This is a genomic window from Halopseudomonas sp. (assembly GCF_047631575.1).
Taxonomy (GTDB): domain Bacteria; phylum Pseudomonadota; class Gammaproteobacteria; order Pseudomonadales; family Pseudomonadaceae; genus Halopseudomonas.
Map to the genome: position 1 here is coordinate 49202 of NZ_JBLIAB010000004.1, position 19196 is coordinate 68397.

Sequence of the window (19196 nt, forward strand, 5' to 3'; positions counted from 1 at the left end):
TACTCTGTCGTGGCTTGTTGGTTTTTGCCGTCGACCGGCGGCACAACAGCAAGCGAGGCACCGATAGATGACCGCATTGGTTGGCGTGATCATGGGCTCCAAGTCAGACTGGTCCACCTTGAGCCATACGGCCGATATGCTCGAACAACTGGGTATTCCCTATGAGGTCAAGGTAGTGTCTGCTCACAGAACACCGGATCTATTGTTCAAGTACGCTGAAGAGGCGGCCAGCAGGGGGATAGAAGTAATCATCGCTGGAGCCGGAGGTGCCGCACACCTGCCGGGCATGTGCGCGGCAAAAACACATTTGCCGGTACTGGGTGTGCCTGTCCAATCCTCAATGCTGTCGGGTATGGACTCGCTGTTATCCATTGTGCAGATGCCTGCTGGCGTTCCAGTGGCGACACTGGCCATCGGCAAGGCCGGAGCCATCAATGCCGCCCTGTTGTCGGCGAGTATCATTGGCGCCAAGCACCCGCAATTTCACCAGGCACTCCAGGATTTCCGTGCCCAGCAGACCGACAATGTGCTGGATAACCCCGATCCACGCCAGGGCTGAGGAATACTATTATGAAAATTGGCGTAATCGGTGGCGGCCAACTGGGTCGCATGCTGGCATTGGCGGGTACCCCGCTCGGTCAACAGTTCGCATTTCTGGATCCAGCGCCAGATGCCTGCGCGCAAGCACTGGGAGAGCATATCCGGGCGGACTACAGTGACCGGGATCATCTGCGCCAACTGGCCGATGAGTCAGACGTGGTGACGTTCGAGTTTGAAAGTGTGCCTGCCGAGACGGTCGCCTTTCTCTCCCAATTCGTACCGGTCTTTCCCAACGCCGAATCCTTGCGTATCGCTCGCGACCGCTGGTTCGAGAAATCAATGTTTCAAAACCTGGGTATACCCACACCTGAGTTCGCTGACATTCAGTCTCAGAACAATCTGGATGCTGCCGTCACACGCATTGGTCTACCTGCCGTATTAAAGACCCGCACGCTCGGTTATGACGGCAAGGGGCAGAAGGTTTTGCGCCATCGCGATGACGTGACGAGCGCTTTCGCCGAGCTGGGCAGCGTGCCTTGTATCCTCGAGGCGTTCGTACCGTTTTCCGGCGAGGTCTCCCTGATCGCCGTGCGCGGTCGTGACGGTGGCACTGCATTCTATCCGCTGGTGCACAACACTCATGAAGAGGGCGTTTTACGCCTGTCAGTGGCAAGTACTGATCACCCCATGCAGACCCTGGCCGAAGAATATGCTGGCCGAGTGCTCCAGCAGTTGGATTATGTCGGCGTACTGGCCTTTGAGTATTTCGAAATTGATGGTGGCTTGAAAGCTAACGAAATCGCCCCGCGCGTGCACAACTCCGGCCATTGGACTATCGAAGGCGCCGAATGCAGCCAATTTGAAAATCACCTACGGGCGATCGTGGGATTACCCCTGGGCTCCACGGCCAAGTTGGGTGAAAGCGCCATGCTCAATTTTATTGGCGAAGTACCCGCGATCGAAAAGGTCACGGCGATCAGCGACTGCCATTTGCACCACTATGGCAAGGCCTTCAAGATCGGTCGGAAAGTCGGACATGCCACCCTGCGCTGTCCAGATGCGAAGACCCTGGCGTCTCGTATTGCAGAGCTTCAGCAGCTGATAACACCCTGATCCAGAAGGGGAGCGACTACAAGCGCCCCCCTTCCAGAGGCCGTCTGCTTGGCCCACGATCCAAGAAGTATCCGCCCTTTATCCTGCAACATGCTCTATGCTCGGCATTGGGATTATCAGTGTGCTCGATGACAGCAGGCGACCTACATGGAATTCAAGGACTACTACGCTACGCTCGGCGTAGAACCGGAGGCCGACGACAAGACCGTCAAGACGGCTTATCGTAAACTCGCGCGGCAATATCACCCCGATGTCAGCAGTCTCCCGGGCGCCGAGGACAAGTTCAAGGAAGTCGCTGAAGCCTATGAGGTGCTCCACGACAAGTCGAAGCGAGCCGAATACGATCAACTGCGTCAGGCCCGTCAGCAACGCCAGCATTTCACCGGCAAGCAACACGGAAATTCTTCCAGCTCAGCTGAAAACAATCAGGACTTTGCCGATTTTTTCGAGTCCATGTTCGGCAATGCGCGGGCACGTCATTCTGGCTTTGACGACAATCACTTTGCCCAAAAGGGCCGCGATGTGGAAATAGAAATGCCGGTATTTCTCGAGGAAACCCTAGAGGACACCACCAAACCTGTCGAGTTTTTGCTGCCGTACCGTGACGAACACGGACGTATGCAGGAGCTGAAGAAATCGCTCAAGGTCAAAATTCCCGCGGGCGTCAGTGATGGCGAACGCATCCGGGTGAAAGGCCAGGGAGCACCCGGTACAGGCAACGCGGCAAACGGCGACCTGTACCTGCATATTCGCCTTGTGCCGCATCCACTGTTTGATGTGGAAGGCCACAACCTGATCATCACAGTACCGCTTGCACCCTGGGAGGCCGCACTGGGCGCAAAGGTGACTGTCCCTACACTGAACGGTAAGATTCAGTTAACTATTCGGCCGAACAGTCAGTCTGGCCAGCGTCTGCGAATCAAGGGCAGAGGTCTCGTGCGCAAACAGCATCAAGGCGATCTGTTTGCGATATTGAAAGTAGTCATGCCCGAGCATGCCGACGAAGCAGCTCGAAAACTGTGGACTCAACTGGCCGATACGGTCAAATTTGATCCACGCGCCGACTGGAGCCAAGCCTCATGAACAGCGTAACCCGTGTGCATGTCAGCTTCGCAGAACTATGTCAGTGTGTCAGCGTCAGTGAGGATCGGGTACTCAGCCTCATAGTCGAGGGCATAGTCACTCCAACGGTGGGTGAGTCCCCGGACGAGTGGGAGTTCGACAGCGGCTGCGTTACCTTGGTGCACAAGGCTGCGCGTTTGCATCGTGATCTAACCGTGGAGTGGACGGACATACCGCTGATTCTAAGCCTGCTCGACGAAGTCGAGCAATTGCGCTCGGATAATGCTCATCTCAGACAGCGTCTGAATCGTTTCATCCACGACAACTGATTTACTACTTCCATTAATCTTGAGTATTGCCATGCGTCTGTTTGCGCTTCTGTGTTGCAGTTTCATGCTATCAATGCCGGCTAATGCCACACCCCGGACCGTTGACTGGTTGGATCTTCTGCCTGAAGAGGACTACCAGGCCATGCTCGACATGCCAGAGATAGGCCATGCCGGCAGCGAAGACGCACCTGCGGATTTTGCCTCCGGAATGCGCCAGCGCGATGACAGCCTGCCAGAAGTCATGTACTCGACCCGCGTAGTAGCCGACCTCGATGGCCAGGAACTGCGACTTGCCGGATATCCGGTTCCCCTTGAGATGAATGAACGCGGGCTCTACACGACCTTCTTTCTGGTGCCGTATGCCGGCGCCTGCATTCATGTCCCGCCGCCGCCGCCAAACCAGATCGTTCTGGTGGAGTATCCGCAGGGTATTGCCATCGAAGATATTTACGAGCCATTCTGGATGACCGGAACCTTGCTGGTTGACCAGACCAGTAACGCACTCGCCGATGCCAGCTATCGATTCAGCGCTGACAAGGTGTGGGTCTACGACGGAGAGTGAAACTGCAGCCGTTCATAGCCCTTTCGGGTGGGTTCCAATAACGCTAAATCCGGTATGATATCGTTTTGACTCTAGGGTCGTCGGACGTTCTGATGGAGCTGTACAGATGGAATCACTGATTGGTTTTTTGGGGCTGGCAGTACTGATCATTGTCTATTTACGCCGCTGGTTGCTGCGTCGTGAAATACCTCAACAACAGGGAGCTTCTTTCGAGGGCGAGCTATTTACTGTTGGTCAAGCCACCGTGGCCCGCGCTACTTCACGGCAGCCGCCGAAAGTCAGCGTTATCGTTATGCCCGGCTTCATGGAAAACTTCCTGTACTTCACCGAGTATTATGCTGACCCGTCGATTGAGCTGATCCTTATCACCAGCGCCGACTACCATGTGCCGGCACTCAATCTCCGTGCTACCGTTCCCGCATGGAGCGAGACCCCCAAGTCAGCCCCAGGTTCGATAGCCTATGATGCAGCGGTACTCAATCTGGCCTTGCGCCACCTGGTCAGCACCGACAATGTCCGCGTGCATGGTCACTCCCGCGGTGGTGCAGTTACTCTGGAAGCAGCGCGCCAGGCGTCGGACTTGTTCGAGAATATCGAGGTGATTCTGGAAGCGCCCGTCCTGCCTCAAGGTAAGCCCTACGCTCCCCTGCCGCCGATAGCCCGCTGGTTTGTACCTTTCTACCTGCCCATGTGGCAGCAACAGCCTATTTCTTCGCGCAATCGCCCGTTATGGGGTCCGCTGGATAATCAACGCAAGCGTGAGCTGATCATGGGCTTGCCATTCAATCCCCGGCATTGCTCTACCATGCTCGTCAATCTCAAAGACATGGCCCATTGGATGGATCATAACGACAGTGATATCTACCAGCATGTGAAACGCGGCGCGATACTGATACCCGGTAAGGATCGGATATTGCGCGCCGATGCAATGCGATCCAGTGCTCATCAGGCCGAAAGTCTACAAGTGATCGAAATAGAGGGTGGTAGTCACTTCGTAATAACGGATAACCCCGATTCGATCCCGCCGCTGTCGCTGGGCTGATCCGTGAGCTATAGCTTTGACCCCATCGGTATAGTGCACTCGTGCTTTCATGAGAAGTTTGCCATACCGCGACAACCCAGCCTCGCAGTAGCGGCCCGGGGCGTTCTCGAATTGTATCCCCCTTACGATAAACCAGAGGCTCTAGCGGGACTAGAAGAAGTCAGCCATCTTTGGTTACTATTTGTCTTCCATGCTGCTCCATCCGGCCCAGATCATTTACGAGTCAGGCCCCCGCGCCTGGGTGGCAACCAGCGTGTCGGTGTATTTGCCAGCCGGTCCACCCACCGGCCCAATCCACTGGGCCAATCGGTTGTCCGACTCGACAGTATCGAACCGGGACATTTGCTGATTTCAGGTATCGACTTGCTCGACGGCACACCTGTGCTCGATATCAAACCCTATGTACCTTACGCAGACAGTGTGCCGCAGGCGCATAACGGTATGGCGGCAACGGTGCCCGACCTGATACCCGTGACCTGGGATAATATCGCTTGGCAGGCTGCGCGCGAGCACGCCGAACGTTTGCAACAGCCGGTTGTCGAGCTAATAGAACAATGCCTCGCGCAAGATCCCAAGCCGGCCTACCAGAGACCGACTGCGGAACGCCACTACGGCGTCCGTTTCTGGGATCTGAATATTAGCTGGCATTATCCTCAGCCTAACTGCATACGGGTGTTGTCAGTCAAACAACAGCCGAGCGTCTCAGTCTGAGTTGCAAACCATTCGCGCTTAATCGACATCAGCCCTAACCGCGACCGAGCGCTCAGCAACAGCTATACTCGCCCAATAAATGCGTTATAGGTAACCCCATTTGCTGTACTACTCACCCATGCTGTTGGGCCTATGTTTGCTGTTTGCCGTAGCAATTGCGTCAACGGCCCTATGGCGTATGTCTCGTCCCTATTCTGGCCCTGGGTTCTGGATGGCCGGCAGTTGGTCGCTGATCGGCGGTATCATGCTGTTTATCGGCTTCATCTTGACCGGTAGCCCAATATTGAATGTGCTGGGCAACGCGGGACAGTTGGCAGGCGAGGCATTGTTCCTACTGGGCATTTTCCGCTTTATGGGTCGACCCTTACCATGGTGGATTGTACCCCTCAGTGTCAGCCTGATTGTTCTGTTCAATATCCATTACTGGATGTTCAGCGGCAATTCTGACTTTCTCATGGGAGTCTATTCGACGATTGCCGGCTTGTTGCCGATACAGGCCATTTGGCTATTGTTGCGTGAGAAGTCGGATCCCGCCACGCGTCCGGCCCGTCTTCTCGTCGGTATCAGTCTGCTGATTTATTCCGGTGTTACCCTGGTACGCGGCGTTTTGGGCTATCACGACTGGTGGCAAGGCTCGCCCTATGTAAATCCGTATGAGTCGTTCAGTTACCTGCTGCCCTACAATTTCGCCATCCCTGCTTTGGTCATGGGTTTTATCGGGGTTACGCTGATGACCATGCAGCGCATCCTTGCCAACAGCCAATTGCACGCCGAGCAGGCGCGGAGTAATGCCATGCGCTTCGAGCGCTTGCTTGGCGCCTCTACATCCGCCGTCATGATCGTCAAGACCGGACTCATTCAGGATGCCAACAAACGCCTTGAAGAGCTCAGCGGTCTATCGCGCAAACGCTTGTCTCAACAACCGGTATTAACCCTATTCCCCAGCCAGAGTCACGAATTGATTCAGGATCATCTCTCACGCCCCCAAGCCAGCCAATTGGACGTTGATGCACTGCACGCCAGTGGCCAGCATTTCCCAGCCGAGATAAGCATTGCTCCACTCAGCGACGAAAGCGACGACTTGGTGTTGGAAATTAGGGATGTCACCCATCGCAAAGCGTTGGAAGAACAGCTGTTATTGCTTGCTACCCAGGATTCATTAACCTCTGCGCTAAATCGCCGTGCATTCAATGCTCAGGCGCAACTCGAGCTCAAACGAGCGGACCGCTATAAGCGCCCGTTGAGTCTCGCAGTACTCGATCTGGACCATTTCAAACGTATCAATGACGAGTATGGCCATTTGGCAGGCGACCAGGCCCTTCAACAATTTGCAGATCTCTGCCGCACTCTGATGCGTCAGGGTGATATCTTCTCTCGCTTCGGTGGCGAGGAGTTTGTACTGCTTCTAGCGGAGACAGATGCGGCAGCGTCCATACTGTTGCTCGAACGCCTGAGGGAGGAGTTCAGCGCATTGGTTATGCACCAGGGTACGGAGTCCTTCGGTTTGCAGGTCAGTGCTGGCGTGGCATCCTGGAGACCGGGTGATACACTCGACAGCCTGTTTAAACGCGCTGACCAAGCCTTATACAGGGCTAAATCGAGTGGACGTAACCGCGTCGTGCTCTGGACAGAGGACCTTCATAAGGGGACCGCAGATGTTTGACTTGAGGCACGTGGCTCTTCTGATGCTGATGGGTCTTATCGGTGCTTGGATCTGGCGTGGTTTTGGCCTACGCGACCAGGCTCTGATCCTGGTGCGGCAACATTGCAAACAGGCTGACGTACAGTTACTCGACGAGAGTATCTATCTGAACAAATTGCGTATTGGGCGTAGCAAAGGACTGCGCCTTGGGATCGTTCGCCACTATGGGTTTGAATTCACGGTCACTGGCGAGCGGCGTTATAACGGCTATATCGAACTGTACGGGTCGAGACTACGACATATCGAGCTGGCTCCGCACCCGTTTCCCGGCGGCGGTCCTGCTGTTGCCTATGGCTCGCTGGAGTAAGAGCTACTTCGAGCTTTTGTCTCTTGGTTCCACGTGGAACCCCCCGATGCCAAACGGTATGCTGTCGCCATGAGCCAAACACCCCTTATCGAAAATGTCCCGACGCACCTGATTGCCGGCCCATTGGGCTCAGGTAAAACGACTTTGCTGCGCAATTTGATGAAGCAACGTCCTGATAACGAGCAATGGGCGATTCTGATCAACGAGTTTGGCGAGGTCGGCATCGATGCAGCGCTACTGAAAACCTCAGACTCTGGAATTCAACTGGCTGAAATACCGGGCGGCTGTCTATGCTGCGTCAACGGCGTGCCCTTCCAGGTCGGCCTGGGTCGACTGCTACGCAAGGTTCGCCCTCATCGCCTGTTCATCGAGGCATCAGGTCTTGGCCATCCACAGAACCTTCTGCAACAATTGGCGGCACCGCCTTGGCAGGGTACGCTCGCATTACAGCCGCTGGTGATGGTGCTTGACGCACCAAAACTAGTCTCCGGGCACAAACTGGTCCCGGCTCAACAGCAAGCACTGCCTCTGGCCGGTCTAGTTGTACTGAATAAAGCAGAAAATCTGTCGTTGCATGAACGATCCTGGCTAGCTGATCAGTTACTACCCACCCCCAGCATTTTTTGTCTACAGGCTAATCTGTCGTTAACACAGCTGCCGCACGCACCAACACCATCACTGCATACCGCGCCCCAAGTAATGTCCCACGATAGCGTGCCACCAGGCGAGATCTGGCGTGATGCCCTGGACTGGCACTGCCTAGCTAGGCAACACGGGGATTACCACAGCATCGGCTGGAAGATGCACCCGCACGCAACCTTCAGGTTTACAGCGGTGAATGACTGGCTTGCCTCCTTCCAGTGGCAAAGAGCCAAAGGCGCGTTACATACGGACGAGGGCTGGTTCACGTTCAATGGCCTGGATGGCAACATCGGAGAATGGCGCGTAAGCGAATGGAGGCAGGACAATCGGCTGGAGCTGATTGCTACAGCCCCCCTCAACCACGATAAACTTGAACACGCTTTGCGCGCTGCACTCATTCTATCGCCTGTATCAGACTCAAGGACCTGGCCATGAGAATACCTGCTCTCTTTTTCGCCGTTTCGATGATCCTCTTCAGCCCTCAAGTTCTGGCCGAAGCCTGCATCATCACGTCCGACGATGATGAACTCCCGATTCGCATGTGCCAGCAAAATATAAGTATTCCTGAAACGCTGTTCGTCAACAGCTTCTGCCAACCACAGATTCCTGATCGCCGTTTTGACATTACGTTGCTAGACACCTGTCCGGAAGGCGCCTATGGCATCTGCCGAGGAGCCAAGGCCCAAGGCGTGGCCTATGAGCAATCGATTCATTACTACAGTGATCCAGCAGATGCACCGGTTCTGAAGGGTTATTGCGAGCAGATCAGCAAGGGTGTGTGGCAAGGTCCACAGTAATACGGATGCTCAATCACTCACGGGGCGCCGACACTCTGGCAAACGCGTCCAGAGCCAGCACCTGACCCACTGCTAGCGACAAAGTGTCAGCGGTTCCCGCAGGCACTTCCAGTACAAATCGTACAGGTTGAGCCGCGTGGTATATCTCGCAAGGCAGGGTTCTACAGGGCGGTACCCGACGAAATATCTGCGCTATCCTGCCGTTCTGGTCGATATATACCAGGTCCAGACTAATAAGCATATTTCGCATCCAGATTGCTGGACGAGTTCCCTCGGGGAAATCAAACAACATACCGGTTCCCACCGCGAGCGCGGTGCGTCCCATCAATCCCTCACGGCGCGAGTCAGGGTCGGCCACATACTCTACCTGGAAAAGACTTCCTGCAAGATCCAACTCCACTACCGGCGTTGTACCTGATTGAGCCGCTGCAGAGCCTGCCATGATCGCGATTGCCAGGCATCGGATTAGCCATGCACCGAAATAACCAGCCTCTTTGAGCATAACCAACAAACGTGGCCTCACAGGTTATCCTTCAACAGGTTCTGATAGAACATATCGCCTGGAGCGAGGTGTATCTGCTCAAGAGCCGAGACCTGCATCTCGTTGGGAAGAGGTGCTTCACCTTCAGCGCACTTTCTGCTGTCGCATTGCGCTCTGGCGCTGCCCGGTAAGTACCCAGCTTGAACAGCTGAGATGGCAGTGGCTGGCCATCGATCATGCGCGGCTGCTTCATCAATACATTACCTTCGACGTCCATCAGATACCATGGTAGTGGGCTATCAATCTCTATTTCGTCTTCTTTAAGAGGTATCAATGTCACCCCGGTTCTTCATCACCTGTATGCGATAGGCAGCCAATTTAGCACATTGCCGCTATTCGACTATGCTCCTGTAAGCCTATTCAGGAGTAGATATCGGCCCGGGTCCAGGGTAAATCGTGATGCCCGTCGGAATATGGCTTCACCGCCAGAATCTGGTGGATATTGATCCAGTTCTTGCGAAACCCATAAGCACAACCTGCAAGATAGATGCGCCAGATGCGCAGGGCCTTGTCTGATATCAGTTTGCTTGCATCTTCAAGCGACGCTTCGAGATTACTACTCCAGTGTTCCAACGTAAGGGCATAGTGTCGACGAAGACTTTCCACGTCGACTACTTCGAGTCCCTGTTCTGACATTTCAGCAATAGCCCTGGACAAGTGCGGTAACTCGCCGTTAGGGAAAACGTAACGTCTGATAAATTTTCCCCCACCTCGGCCAACAGGTCGGCCATCTGTGTGCTTGGCGGTGATGCCGTGATTCATGATCAGACCACCAGGTTTGACCTGTTCATGCAGAGTGCAGAAATACTCAGCAAGATTGGCATGCCCCACGTGCTCAAACATACCGACACTGACAATCTTGTCGAATTCCTCTTGGCCGGGTAAATCACGATAGTCCTGAAGATGCAGGTCAATCATGTCATCAAGGCCTGATTCGGCGTTCTTTTCCCGGGCCAGTTCCAGCTGGGCCTTGCTCAGGGTAATGCCATAGACACTAACACCGTAATGTCGCGCAGCATGACGTGCCAGACCGCCCCAGCCACAACCGATATCAAGCAGACGTTCCCCTGGTTGCAATCTTAGTTTGCGGCAGAGATGATCAAATTTGTTTAACTGAGCCTGCGCTAGACTATCATCCGGGCTGCGAAAATAGCCGCACGAGTACGCCATCTCCGGATCAAGCCAATGCTGATAAAATTCGTTGGAGAGGTCGTAATGGTAGGCAATAGCTTCGGCATCTAGGACCTTGTCATGTGCAGTGTGTTCCATCGTCGCTGGGGTGTCTTCGTTGACCGTGCCCGAGCTGAGTTTGTCGGCGATCTCCATGAACGTCATAATCGGCCCCTGGATATCCAGGCGGCGGTCAATATAGGCCTCGCCCAGTATGTCCAGACTTAGATGGGCAAGTTCTGCCAGCAGTTGCGGATCAATGATTTCCAGGGTGACAGCAGGATTGGGGCTCAGATCAAGACTGGGCCCGTTAGTGATAGCAAGCCGCAAGGGGAGTTGCAGTTTACTGAGGCTATCAGAAAGTTGTTCCAGCATCGGAAAATCTCCACCATCTATTCCTACTCCTATTATCAATATAGGACACTATCGGCGAGGATGTATTCATTCTTTGACCGCTGGGGCAAAAGCCCCTAGGTTCAACGCTGTCTAATCGGATTTTTTCAGGGGGCGCTGCCAGTTTTCTATCGTTCGCTGGCGACTGCGCCCTACTGCAAGCGCGCCCGTTGGTACATCCTGGGTAATCGTTGAGCCCGCACCTGTGGTAGCCCCGGCACCCACTTTGAGAGGTGCTACAAGCGCCGTATTGGAACCGATGAATACGTTGTCGCCAATATGGGTAACAAACTTGTTTACCCCGTCGTAATTACAGGTAATGGTGCCTGCCCCAATGTTGACCTGCTCTCCCACCACCGCGTCACCTAAATAGGAGAGGTGATTGATCTTCGATCCAGCACCTATATCGGCCTTCTTAGTCTCAACAAAATTGCCTACCTTTGCACCACGACCAAGGCGTGTACCTGGACGCAGACGGGCATATGGACCAATGTCGCATCCTTCACCAACGTCGGCGCCATCAAGATGACTAAACGCCTTGATCACACTGCCACGGCGTATCACGCTGTTGCGGATAACGCAGTTGGGACCGATCTCGACGTTGTCCTCGATGGTGACAAGCCCCTCCAGCACCACATTGATATCCATGAAGATATCGCGCCCAACCACAACATCACCGCGCACGTCGAGCCGCGCCGGATCCGACAGCGTTACTCCTTCGGTCATCAAGCGCAGTGCCTCGCGCGCTTGAAAAGACCTTTCCAGAACAGAGAGTTGTTGACGGTTATTGGCGCCCATCACTTCCACTTCATCTTCGGGCTGCGCAACCTCGATGCCCGTCTTGCTAGCGACCGCCAGCGCCACCACGTCGGTGAGGTAGTATTCCCTCTGAGCGTTGTCATTTGACAAACTAGTCAGCCAGTCCGCTGCTTGTTTGCCCGGCAACGCCATGATTCCGGTGTTGGCTTCAGTAATCAGTAGTTGCTTGGCACTGGCATCCTTTTGCTCAACGATGGCTTGAACCTGTCCTGCCCCATTACGAACAATGCGGCCATAACCTGTGGGATCGTCCATCGTGACGGTCAATAGACCCAATGTGCTTGAGCCTGCTTGATTACTCAATCGTTGCAGTGTATCGCTTCTGAGTAATGGCACATCGCCGTACAACACGAGGATCTGATCAGCATCAATGATGTATGGAAGTGCTTGCGCAACAGCATGACCAGTACCCAGCTGCTCACCCTGAAGCACCCAGTTCAGATCATTGCCATCCAACGTCTCACGCACCAGGTCGGCACCATGCCCTATAACTACATGGATGAGTCGCGGCGAGAGTGCTCGTGCACAATCGATAACGTGTCCTAACATCGACTTGCCTGCCACCGAATGCAAGACTTTAGGAAGCGCGGAGCGCATACGTGTGCCTTGTCCGGCAGCGAGAATAACGATGTCCAATATCATAGGAAAACCATAACTAAGAAAAGTGTTTGGAGGATAGCAAATTACTGACAGCTCGCATGTAGCAGATCGTCGGCAAAGCTCAGGCACAAAAAAGGCAGCCTGGGCTGCCTTTTCTGCTTGTCATCTTATCCGCGGTTGTTAGGCGCTCTACCACCGTATTTCTTGCGTAATTCCTGGACTGTACGCAGCTGAGCTGCGGCCTCGGCCAAGCGAACGGAGGCAGTTCCATAATCGAACTCGGCGCCTTTCTCGCTCAACGCTTTTTCTGCGGCTTTTTTTGCTTCTACAGCAGCAGCTTCGTCAATGTCGCCGGCGCGAACAGCCGTGTCGGCAAGCACCTTGACCATGCTCGGCTGAATCTCAATAAAGCCGCCTGAGATATAAAATATCTCTTCGCTGCCATCTTGTTTGATCACCCGAACCGGGCCCGGCTTCAGATCAGTAAGCAACGGCGTATGGCCGGGCAGAATGCCCAAGTCACCCATATTGCCGTGCGCTATGACCATCTCCACCAGACCTGAAAACAGCTCTTCTTCCGCGCTAACGATATCGCAGTGCACTGTCATAGCCATTTCATTGCCTCGATTCTGCGCCCGCTTTCGCGGGCGCTCGCATTACATTTTCTTCGCTTTCTCGATGGCTTCATCGATAGTGCCGACCATATAGAACGCCTGCTCTGGCAGGTGGTCAAACTCGCCATCCAGAATGCCTTTAAAAGCACGGATGGTGTCCTTGAGCGAAACATACTTACCCGTTGCACCGGTGAAGACTTCGGCTACGAAGAATGGCTGCGACAGATAGCGCTGGATCTTACGAGCGCGGGCTACCAACTGCTTGTCTTCTTCAGACAGCTCGTCCATACCCAGAATCGCAATAATGTCCTTCAGCTCCTTGTAGCGCTGCAGAACGTACTGAACACCGCGGGCAGTATCGTAGTGCTCCTGACCAATCACCTGTGGATCCAGCTGACGGGAGGTGGAGTCCAGTGGATCAACTGCAGGATAGATACCCAGGGATGCGATATCACGAGACAATACCACGGTCGCGTCAAGGTGCGCGAAGGTGGTCGCTGGCGAGGGGTCGGTCAAGTCGTCAGCTGGTACGTATACCGCCTGGATCGACGTAATGGAGCCCTGCTTGGTGGAGGTAATACGCTCCTGCAGCACACCCATCTCCTCGGCCAGAGTCGGCTGGTAACCTACCGCTGAAGGCATACGGCCCAGCAGTGCGGATACCTCGGTACCGGCCAAGGTGTAACGGTAGATGTTGTCAATAAACAACAGTACGTCACGTCCTTCCTCACGGAACTTCTCGGCCATGGTCAGACCAGTCAAAGCGACGCGCAAACGGTTTCCCGGAGGCTCGTTCATCTGACCGTAAACCAACGCTACCTTGTCCAGAACGTTGGAATCCTTCATCTCGTGATAAAAATCGTTACCTTCACGAGTCCGCTCGCCAACACCAGCGAACACAGAATAACCACTGTGCTCGATTGCGATGTTACGGATCAGTTCCATCATGTTGACAGTCTTGCCGACACCGGCACCACCGAACAAACCTACTTTACCACCCTTAGCGAATGGGCAGATCAGGTCGATAACCTTGATGCCGGTTTCCAGGAGTTCGTTGGAGCTGGCCTGGTCCGCGTAGGAAGGTGCAGGACGATGGATGCCCCAGCGCTCTTCTTCGCCAATTGGACCTGCTTCGTCAATCGGGTTACCTAACACATCCATGATCCGACCCAGGGTCTTGACACCCACCGGTACAGAAATGGCTGCGCCGGTGCTGGACACCGCCAGGCCGCGCTTGACACCTTCGGTGGTACCCATTGCGATGGTCCGTACAATGCCATCACCGAGCTGCTGCTGAACTTCAAGGGTTAGGCCCTTTTCGTCTACCAGCAACGCGTCATATATCTTCGGCACGCCGTCGCGTGGGAATTCCACGTCGATGACGGCACCGATGATTTGAACGATACGTCCGCTACTCATGTTTGGTTCCTCTAAGTGGTATGAAACCGCTATCGTCTGACCGGGTCTCAGGAGACCGCCGCGGCGCCGCCGACGATTTCCGAAATTTCCTGGGTGATCGCTGACTGACGAGCCTTGTTGTATATAAGCTGCAGGCTATCGATAATATCGCCCGCATTATCAGTCGCACTCTTCATCGCGATCATACGTGCCGCCTGTTCGCTGGCGTTGTTCTCGATCACTGCCTGATACACCTGCGACTCGATATAACGGGTCAACAGTTTATCCAGCAACTCATTTGCGTCTGGCTCGTAAACATAGTCCCAATGACCCTTGAGTTCCTCTTTATCAGCGGGAACCAATGGAATCATCTGCTCCACCTTAGGCTGTTGCACCATGGTGTTGACGAACGAGTTGGAGACCAGATACAGACGATCGATTCGACCTTCGTTGTAACCATCAAGCATCACCTTGACGCTACCAATGAGATCGTTCAGCGAGGGCTTTTCACCCAGGTTGTTGATTGCCGCGACGACGTTGCCGCCGTAGGTGCGGAAGAACGTGGAGCCCTTGGTGCCGATAACGCACAACTCGGTCTCGACGTTACGATCACGCCACTCTCTCATGTTCGTAATAAGAGCCTTGAACAAATTGGAGTTCAGGCCCCCGCACAGACCACGATCCGTACTTACCACGATATAGCCTACCCGTTTTACTTCACGCTCTTGCATGAACGGGTGACGATACTCGGGGTTGGCATTGGCCAAATGGCCGATAACCTGACGAATGCGCTCAGCGTAGGGTCGACTGGCTGCCATGCGCTGTTGTGCTCTGCGCATTTTGCTGACCGCCACTTTCTCCATGGCGCTGGTGATCTTCTGAGTACTCTTAATACTCGAAATTTTACCGCGTATCTCTTTTGCGCCTGCCATGTCTCACCTTTCAGGTTAGCCTGCGGCCAGATCGCACGATGCGGAGCCTGAACTCGTCAGGCTCCGCGCTCGGCTTACCAGCTCTGGGTCGCCTTGAAGTTCTCGATGCCAGACTTGATACCGGCTTCGATCTCGTCGTTGTAGTCGCCCTTCTCGTTGATCTTGGCAACCAGCTCGGCCTTGTCACGCTTGAAGTAGGCCAGCAGCGCCTTCTCGAACGCGCCGATCTTGTTCATCTCGACGTCTGTCAGGAAGCCTTTTTCAGCTGCGTAAAGAACTATGGCCATTTCAGCAACCGACATGGGTGCATATTGGCCCTGTTTCATCAGTTCGGTTACGCGTTGTCCGTGCTCAAGTTGCTTTCGGGTAGCCTCATCGAGGTCGGAAGCAAACTGTGCAAAGGCCGCCAGTTCACGATACTGAGCCAGCGCAGTACGAATACCACCGGACAGTTTCTTGATGATCTTGGTCTGAGCAGCACCACCTACGCGGGATACCGATACACCAGCGTTAACCGCCGGGCGGATGCCTGCGTTGAACAAGTTGGATTCCAAGAAGATCTGGCCGTCGGTAATCGAAATCACGTTGGTCGGTACAAAGGCGGATACGTCACCAGCCAGTGTTTCAATGATTGGCAGAGCAGTCAACGAACCAGTCTTGCCCTTCACTTCACCGTTGGTGAGCTTCTCGACATAGTCAGCCGAGATCCGCGATGCGCGCTCCAGCAGACGGCTGTGGAGATAAAACACGTCGCCGGGGTAGGCTTCACGACCTGGTGGACGTCGCAGCAGCAGGGAAATCTGACGATATGCCACTGCCTGCTTGGAGAGATCATCATAGACGATCAGAGCGTCTTCACCACGGTCACGGAAGTATTCTCCCATGGTGCAACCAGAGTAAGGAGCCAGGAACTGCAGAGCAGCAGGCTCGGATGCTGAAGCCGCAACGACGATGGTGTTGCTCATCGCGCCGTTCTCTTCGAGCTTGCGTACAACGTTGGCGATGGTCGACTGCTTCTGACCAATGGCTACGTAGACACACTTGATGCCGGAATCTTTCTGGTTGATGATCGCGTCGATCGCAATAGCCGTCTTACCTGTCTGACGGTCACCGATGATCAGCTCACGCTGGCCACGGCCGATCGGGATCATGGCGTCGATTGACTTGTAACCAGTCTGAACTGGCTGGTCTACCGACTTACGCCAGATCACACCCGGCGCCACTTTCTCTACTGCATCGGTCAATTTAGCGTCGATAACGCCTTTACCGTCGATCGGGTTACCCAGGGCGTCAACAACGCGACCGAGCAATTCCGGACCTACCGGGACTTCTAGAATACGACCGGTACATTTGGCGGTCATACCCTCAGCGAGACCCAGATAGTCGCCCAGCACGACCGAGCCCACGGAGTCCTGCTCCAGGTTCAATGCCATACCGTATACGCCACCGGGAAACTCAATCATTTCACCGTACATCACATCAGCAAGGCCGTGAATGCGCACGATACCGTCAGAAACACTGACGATGGTGCCAACATTGCGAGCCTGCGAAGACACATCGAGTTTTTCGATGCGCTGCTTGATAATTTCGCTAATTTCGGAAGGATTCAATTGCTGCATGCCATGTCCCTCAAATCAGGATTTCAACGCCTCGGCCAGCTTATCCAGCTTGCCGCGGACCGAACCGTCGATGACCAAGTCACCCGCACGAATCAACACACCGCCTATCAAGGCCGGGTTGATGGTCACATGAGGAGTTACTGTCCGGTCTAACCGCTTTGATAATGCGGTTGCCAGCGTTTTCTGTTGATCGTCGCTCAGCTCAAAGGCGGATTCCACCTCTACTGCCACGCGGCGATCGTGTTCTGCCTTGTGCTGCTCGTAAAGCTCGGCAATTACCGGGATCAGGGGCAAGCGATCATGATCGGAAAGCGTTCTGACAAAATTGCCGAACCCCTCGTCAATATGACCTTCACACACCATGAGCAGGTCGTCCGCTTTGCGCTCATCGGTCAAGCCGGGATTGCGCATCCTCTGAGCAAAAGCGTCATCTTCGACCGCCGCTACCGCCAACGCTAGCATACCCGACCAGGCATCCAGCATATTGGCAGAAGAAGCGAACTCGAACGCCGCCTTTGCATAAGGTCGAGCTAGCGTATTAATAGTAGCCATCGCTCGCCTCGCTTAGAGTTGTGCGGCCAGTTTGTTAACCAGCTCACTGTGTACCTTGGCATCCACTTCGGATCCCAGAATCTGCTCAGCACCTTGTACAGCTAGCACAGCTACCTGGACACGGAGTTCATCCTTGGCGCGATTTACTTCCTGTTCGATTTCAGCCTTGGCAGCTGTAATCAAGCGTTCACCTTCGGAACGTGCCTGGCCTTTCGCTTCCTCAATAATGAGGTTGGCACTCTTGTTGGCTTGCTCGATGATCTGAGTAGCCTGTTCCTTGGTTTCACGCAAGGTCTGGGAAGCTTTCTCCTGGGCTAGGTCCAGGTCACGCTGGGCGCGGCCAGCCGCATCCAGGCCTTCGGCGATTTTTTTCTGGCGTTCATGCATGGCTTGCGTGATCGGCGGCCATACATACTTCATGGTGAACCAGACAAAAATAGCGAAGGCAATCGTTTGACCAAACAGCGTCAGATTAATATTCACAGCGATTTACCTCGTGCTATTCGTTGAGTCCCGGATATATCGATCCAGATGATGTTTCGGCGAGATACTTGTAATAAGTATCCCCACCGAAGATCAAACTGAATTAAGCGGCAACGCCAGGGGCAACAACGAAGATCAGGTACATCGCGATACCAACACCGATCATTGGCACGGCATCGAGCAGACCAGCCATAAGGAAGGTCTTGGTTTGCAACTGCGGACCCAGCTCAGGCTGACGGGCTGTAGATTCCAGCAGCTTGCCACCCAACAGGGCGAAGCCAATACCAGTACCCAGAGCGCCCAGACCGATCATGATGGCGGCAGACATGATTACGAGTTCCATAATTACTCCTAAAGTTCAAGGTTGCAGTTCAAAGTTTGTGATTGATTGAACACGGTTCAAGTGGGTCAGTGAGCATCCTCATGAGCGCCACTCAGGTACACCACAGTCAATACCATAAAGATAAAAGCCTGCAGCGGAATTACAAGAATATGGAAGATGGCCCATGGCACATTCAACCCCCATTGGAGGTAGAAGGGTAACAGGGCAATCAAAATAAACACGACTTCACCGGCATACATGTTGCCGAACAGTCGCAGTGCCAGACTCAAAGGCTTGGTCAATAAGCCAAGGATTTCCAGGAACAAGTTGAACGGAATCAGAGCCCAGTGCTTGAAAGGCGTGAAGGAGAGTTCCTTGATAAAACCGCCAAACCCCTTCACCTTGAAACTGTAGTAAATGATCAGTATGAAAACGCCAAGGGAAATGCCAAAAGTACCATTAGGATCAGCAGTGGGAACAATCTTGAAGTAGTCCAGACCCAGAACACTTGCTAGACCAGGGATATAATCGACGGGAATCCATTTCAGCGAATTCATGAGAAACACCCAGACGAAAATTGTCAGAGCCAGGGGAGCAACGAGTGCATTGCGGCCATGAAACGTATCCTTGACCACACCCTGTATAAACTCGACAACCATCTCAACCATGTTCTGGGTTTTACCCGGAACACCCGCAGTCGCGGTTTTGGCTACCATACGAAAAACAAACAGAAAGACCAGACCCATGAAGACCGACCAGCCAAGGGTATCAACGTGAAACGCCATGAATCCCATGTCTGATGCTTCAACGCCACTTTTTGCCATCGTCCAGGTGGTTTGCTCCACAATAGTGCCATCCGCGCGCACATATTCTGCTGGCAGCTTACCGTAAGTCAGGTTCTGCAAATGATGCTGGATATAATCCGCTGAAGAAGTTGCCATATTTG

The 19196-nt window shown here is 54.1% G+C and carries 22 protein-coding genes; 11 read left to right on the forward strand and 11 right to left on the reverse strand.

The genetic code is table 11. The features are described from left to right. The first annotated feature begins 67 nt into the window (after nt 1-67). The 11 genes from purE (at nt 68) to ACJAXR_RS09040 (ending at nt 8807) form a co-directional block, all read left to right on the forward strand. Nucleotides 68-559, forward strand: coding sequence for a 5-(carboxyamino)imidazole ribonucleotide mutase (gene purE, locus ACJAXR_RS08990; RefSeq protein WP_415057928.1), 492 nt, complete (start codon nt 68-70; stop codon nt 557-559). 11 nt (nt 560-570) lie between these two features. Beyond that, nucleotides 571-1653: a 5-(carboxyamino)imidazole ribonucleotide synthase gene (locus tag ACJAXR_RS08995; RefSeq protein WP_415057929.1), complete on the forward strand. Its 1083-nt coding sequence runs from the start codon at nt 571-573 to the stop codon at nt 1651-1653. A gap of 147 nt (nt 1654-1800) precedes the next feature. Beyond that, nucleotides 1801-2736: a curved DNA-binding protein gene (cbpA, locus tag ACJAXR_RS09000; protein ID WP_415057930.1), complete on the forward strand. Its 936-nt coding sequence runs from the start codon at nt 1801-1803 to the stop codon at nt 2734-2736. Further along, a complete protein-coding gene (locus tag ACJAXR_RS09005; RefSeq protein WP_415057931.1) occupies nt 2733-3044 on the forward strand; it encodes a chaperone modulator CbpM in 312 nt (103 codons plus the stop codon). The genes cbpA and ACJAXR_RS09005 overlap by 4 nt, the downstream gene beginning before the upstream one ends. A 31-nt stretch (nt 3045-3075) precedes the next feature. Then, nucleotides 3076-3606, forward strand: coding sequence for a DUF3299 domain-containing protein (locus tag ACJAXR_RS09010; protein WP_415057932.1), 531 nt, complete (start codon nt 3076-3078; stop codon nt 3604-3606). Nucleotides 3607-3712: 106 nt separating this feature from the next. Beyond that, nucleotides 3713-4648 (forward strand): alpha/beta fold hydrolase, encoded by a 936-nt coding sequence (locus ACJAXR_RS09015; protein WP_415057933.1) that lies wholly within the window; start codon nt 3713-3715, stop codon nt 4646-4648. A 3-nt stretch (nt 4649-4651) separates the two neighbouring features. Further along, entirely contained in the window at nt 4652-5359 is a 708-nt protein-coding gene (tsaA, locus tag ACJAXR_RS09020) for a tRNA (N6-threonylcarbamoyladenosine(37)-N6)-methyltransferase TrmO (protein WP_415057934.1), read from the forward strand. A gap of 178 nt (nt 5360-5537) precedes the next feature. Next, the gene (locus ACJAXR_RS09025) at nt 5538-7022 is read left to right on the forward strand and encodes a diguanylate cyclase (protein WP_415057935.1); all 1485 of its coding nucleotides are present in this window, start codon (nt 5538-5540) and stop codon (nt 7020-7022) included. Beyond that, the gene (locus ACJAXR_RS09030) at nt 7015-7368 is read left to right on the forward strand and encodes a DUF3301 domain-containing protein (protein ID WP_415057936.1); all 354 of its coding nucleotides are present in this window, start codon (nt 7015-7017) and stop codon (nt 7366-7368) included. Before ACJAXR_RS09025 ends, ACJAXR_RS09030 begins: the two co-directional genes overlap by 8 nt. A gap of 69 nt (nt 7369-7437) precedes the next feature. Continuing rightward, a complete protein-coding gene (locus ACJAXR_RS09035; protein ID WP_415057937.1) occupies nt 7438-8445 on the forward strand; it encodes a CobW family GTP-binding protein in 1008 nt (335 codons plus the stop codon). Further along, the gene (locus tag ACJAXR_RS09040) at nt 8442-8807 is read left to right on the forward strand and encodes an NADH:ubiquinone oxidoreductase (RefSeq protein ID WP_415057938.1); all 366 of its coding nucleotides are present in this window, start codon (nt 8442-8444) and stop codon (nt 8805-8807) included. The genes ACJAXR_RS09035 and ACJAXR_RS09040 overlap by 4 nt, the downstream gene beginning before the upstream one ends. A 13-nt stretch (nt 8808-8820) precedes the next feature. On the opposite strand, the gene ACJAXR_RS09045 is transcribed toward ACJAXR_RS09040, so the two are convergent. The 11 genes from ACJAXR_RS09045 to atpB all read right to left on the reverse strand — a co-directional run bounded on the left by ACJAXR_RS09045 (nt 8821) and on the right by atpB (nt 19191). Next, on the reverse strand, nt 8821-9330 hold the full coding sequence (locus ACJAXR_RS09045) for a DUF192 domain-containing protein (RefSeq protein ID WP_415057939.1): 510 nt from the start codon (nt 9328-9330) through the stop codon (nt 8821-8823). A gap of 378 nt (nt 9331-9708) precedes the next feature. Further along, nucleotides 9709-10893 (reverse strand): C17 cyclopropane fatty acid synthase CfaB, encoded by a 1185-nt coding sequence (gene cfaB, locus ACJAXR_RS09050; protein WP_415057940.1) that lies wholly within the window; start codon nt 10891-10893, stop codon nt 9709-9711. A gap of 111 nt (nt 10894-11004) precedes the next feature. Beyond that, nucleotides 11005-12372, reverse strand: coding sequence for a bifunctional UDP-N-acetylglucosamine diphosphorylase/glucosamine-1-phosphate N-acetyltransferase GlmU (gene glmU, locus ACJAXR_RS09055; protein WP_415057941.1), 1368 nt, complete (start codon nt 12370-12372; stop codon nt 11005-11007). A 125-nt stretch (nt 12373-12497) separates the two neighbouring features. Continuing rightward, nucleotides 12498-12944, reverse strand: a complete 447-nt coding sequence (locus ACJAXR_RS09060) for a F0F1 ATP synthase subunit epsilon (RefSeq protein ID WP_415057942.1) — start codon at nt 12942-12944, stop codon at nt 12498-12500. A 42-nt stretch (nt 12945-12986) separates the two neighbouring features. After that, on the reverse strand, nt 12987-14363 hold the full coding sequence (gene atpD, locus ACJAXR_RS09065; RefSeq protein WP_415057943.1) for a F0F1 ATP synthase subunit beta: 1377 nt from the start codon (nt 14361-14363) through the stop codon (nt 12987-12989). A 47-nt stretch (nt 14364-14410) separates the two neighbouring features. Continuing rightward, nucleotides 14411-15274, reverse strand: a complete 864-nt coding sequence (gene atpG, locus ACJAXR_RS09070) for a F0F1 ATP synthase subunit gamma (RefSeq protein ID WP_415057944.1) — start codon at nt 15272-15274, stop codon at nt 14411-14413. Between the two features lie 74 nt (nt 15275-15348). After that, complete coding sequence (atpA, locus tag ACJAXR_RS09075) at nt 15349-16893, reverse strand: F0F1 ATP synthase subunit alpha (protein ID WP_415057945.1); 1545 nt, start codon at nt 16891-16893, stop codon at nt 15349-15351. A gap of 15 nt (nt 16894-16908) precedes the next feature. Then, entirely contained in the window at nt 16909-17445 is a 537-nt protein-coding gene (locus ACJAXR_RS09080; protein ID WP_415057946.1) for a F0F1 ATP synthase subunit delta, read from the reverse strand. A gap of 12 nt (nt 17446-17457) precedes the next feature. Beyond that, on the reverse strand, nt 17458-17928 hold the full coding sequence (locus ACJAXR_RS09085; protein WP_415057947.1) for a F0F1 ATP synthase subunit B: 471 nt from the start codon (nt 17926-17928) through the stop codon (nt 17458-17460). A 103-nt stretch (nt 17929-18031) separates the two neighbouring features. Further along, nucleotides 18032-18271: a F0F1 ATP synthase subunit C gene (gene atpE, locus ACJAXR_RS09090; RefSeq protein WP_150276449.1), complete on the reverse strand. Its 240-nt coding sequence runs from the start codon at nt 18269-18271 to the stop codon at nt 18032-18034. A gap of 65 nt (nt 18272-18336) precedes the next feature. Next, the gene (gene atpB / locus ACJAXR_RS09095) at nt 18337-19191 is read right to left on the reverse strand and encodes a F0F1 ATP synthase subunit A (RefSeq protein WP_415057948.1); all 855 of its coding nucleotides are present in this window, start codon (nt 19189-19191) and stop codon (nt 18337-18339) included. Between the last annotated feature and the right edge of the window lie 5 nt (nt 19192-19196).

Bases quoted from the DNA above. Each gene is read 5' to 3' on its own strand.
- atpD (WP_415057943.1), bottom strand. From the start codon at position 14,363: ATGAGTAGCGGACGTATCGTTCAAATCATCGGTGCCGTCATCGACGTG.
- atpG (WP_415057944.1), bottom strand. From the start codon at position 15,274: ATGGCAGGCGCAAAAGAGATACGCGGTAAAATTTCGAGTATTAAGAGT.
- atpE (WP_150276449.1), bottom strand. From the start codon at position 18,271: ATGGAACTCGTAATCATGTCTGCCGCCATCATGATCGGTCTGGGCGCT.
- ACJAXR_RS09030 (WP_415057936.1), top strand. From the start codon at position 7,015: ATGTTTGACTTGAGGCACGTGGCTCTTCTGATGCTGATGGGTCTTATC.
- cfaB (WP_415057940.1), bottom strand. From the start codon at position 10,893: ATGCTGGAACAACTTTCTGATAGCCTCAGTAAACTGCAACTCCCCTTG.
- ACJAXR_RS09015 (WP_415057933.1), top strand. From the start codon at position 3,713: ATGGAATCACTGATTGGTTTTTTGGGGCTGGCAGTACTGATCATTGTC.
- cbpA (WP_415057930.1), top strand. From the start codon at position 1,801: ATGGAATTCAAGGACTACTACGCTACGCTCGGCGTAGAACCGGAGGCC.
- ACJAXR_RS09080 (WP_415057946.1), bottom strand. From the start codon at position 17,445: ATGGCTACTATTAATACGCTAGCTCGACCTTATGCAAAGGCGGCGTTC.
- atpA (WP_415057945.1), bottom strand. From the start codon at position 16,893: ATGCAGCAATTGAATCCTTCCGAAATTAGCGAAATTATCAAGCAGCGC.
- ACJAXR_RS09035 (WP_415057937.1), top strand. From the start codon at position 7,438: ATGAGCCAAACACCCCTTATCGAAAATGTCCCGACGCACCTGATTGCC.
- glmU (WP_415057941.1), bottom strand. From the start codon at position 12,372: ATGATATTGGACATCGTTATTCTCGCTGCCGGACAAGGCACACGTATG.
- purE (WP_415057928.1), top strand. From the start codon at position 68: ATGACCGCATTGGTTGGCGTGATCATGGGCTCCAAGTCAGACTGGTCC.
- atpB (WP_415057948.1), bottom strand. From the start codon at position 19,191: ATGGCAACTTCTTCAGCGGATTATATCCAGCATCATTTGCAGAACCTG.
- ACJAXR_RS09060 (WP_415057942.1), bottom strand. From the start codon at position 12,944: ATGGCTATGACAGTGCACTGCGATATCGTTAGCGCGGAAGAAGAGCTG.
- ACJAXR_RS08995 (WP_415057929.1), top strand. From the start codon at position 571: ATGAAAATTGGCGTAATCGGTGGCGGCCAACTGGGTCGCATGCTGGCA.
- ACJAXR_RS09010 (WP_415057932.1), top strand. From the start codon at position 3,076: ATGCGTCTGTTTGCGCTTCTGTGTTGCAGTTTCATGCTATCAATGCCG.
- ACJAXR_RS09025 (WP_415057935.1), top strand. From the start codon at position 5,538: ATGTCTCGTCCCTATTCTGGCCCTGGGTTCTGGATGGCCGGCAGTTGG.
- ACJAXR_RS09005 (WP_415057931.1), top strand. From the start codon at position 2,733: ATGAACAGCGTAACCCGTGTGCATGTCAGCTTCGCAGAACTATGTCAG.
- ACJAXR_RS09040 (WP_415057938.1), top strand. From the start codon at position 8,442: ATGAGAATACCTGCTCTCTTTTTCGCCGTTTCGATGATCCTCTTCAGC.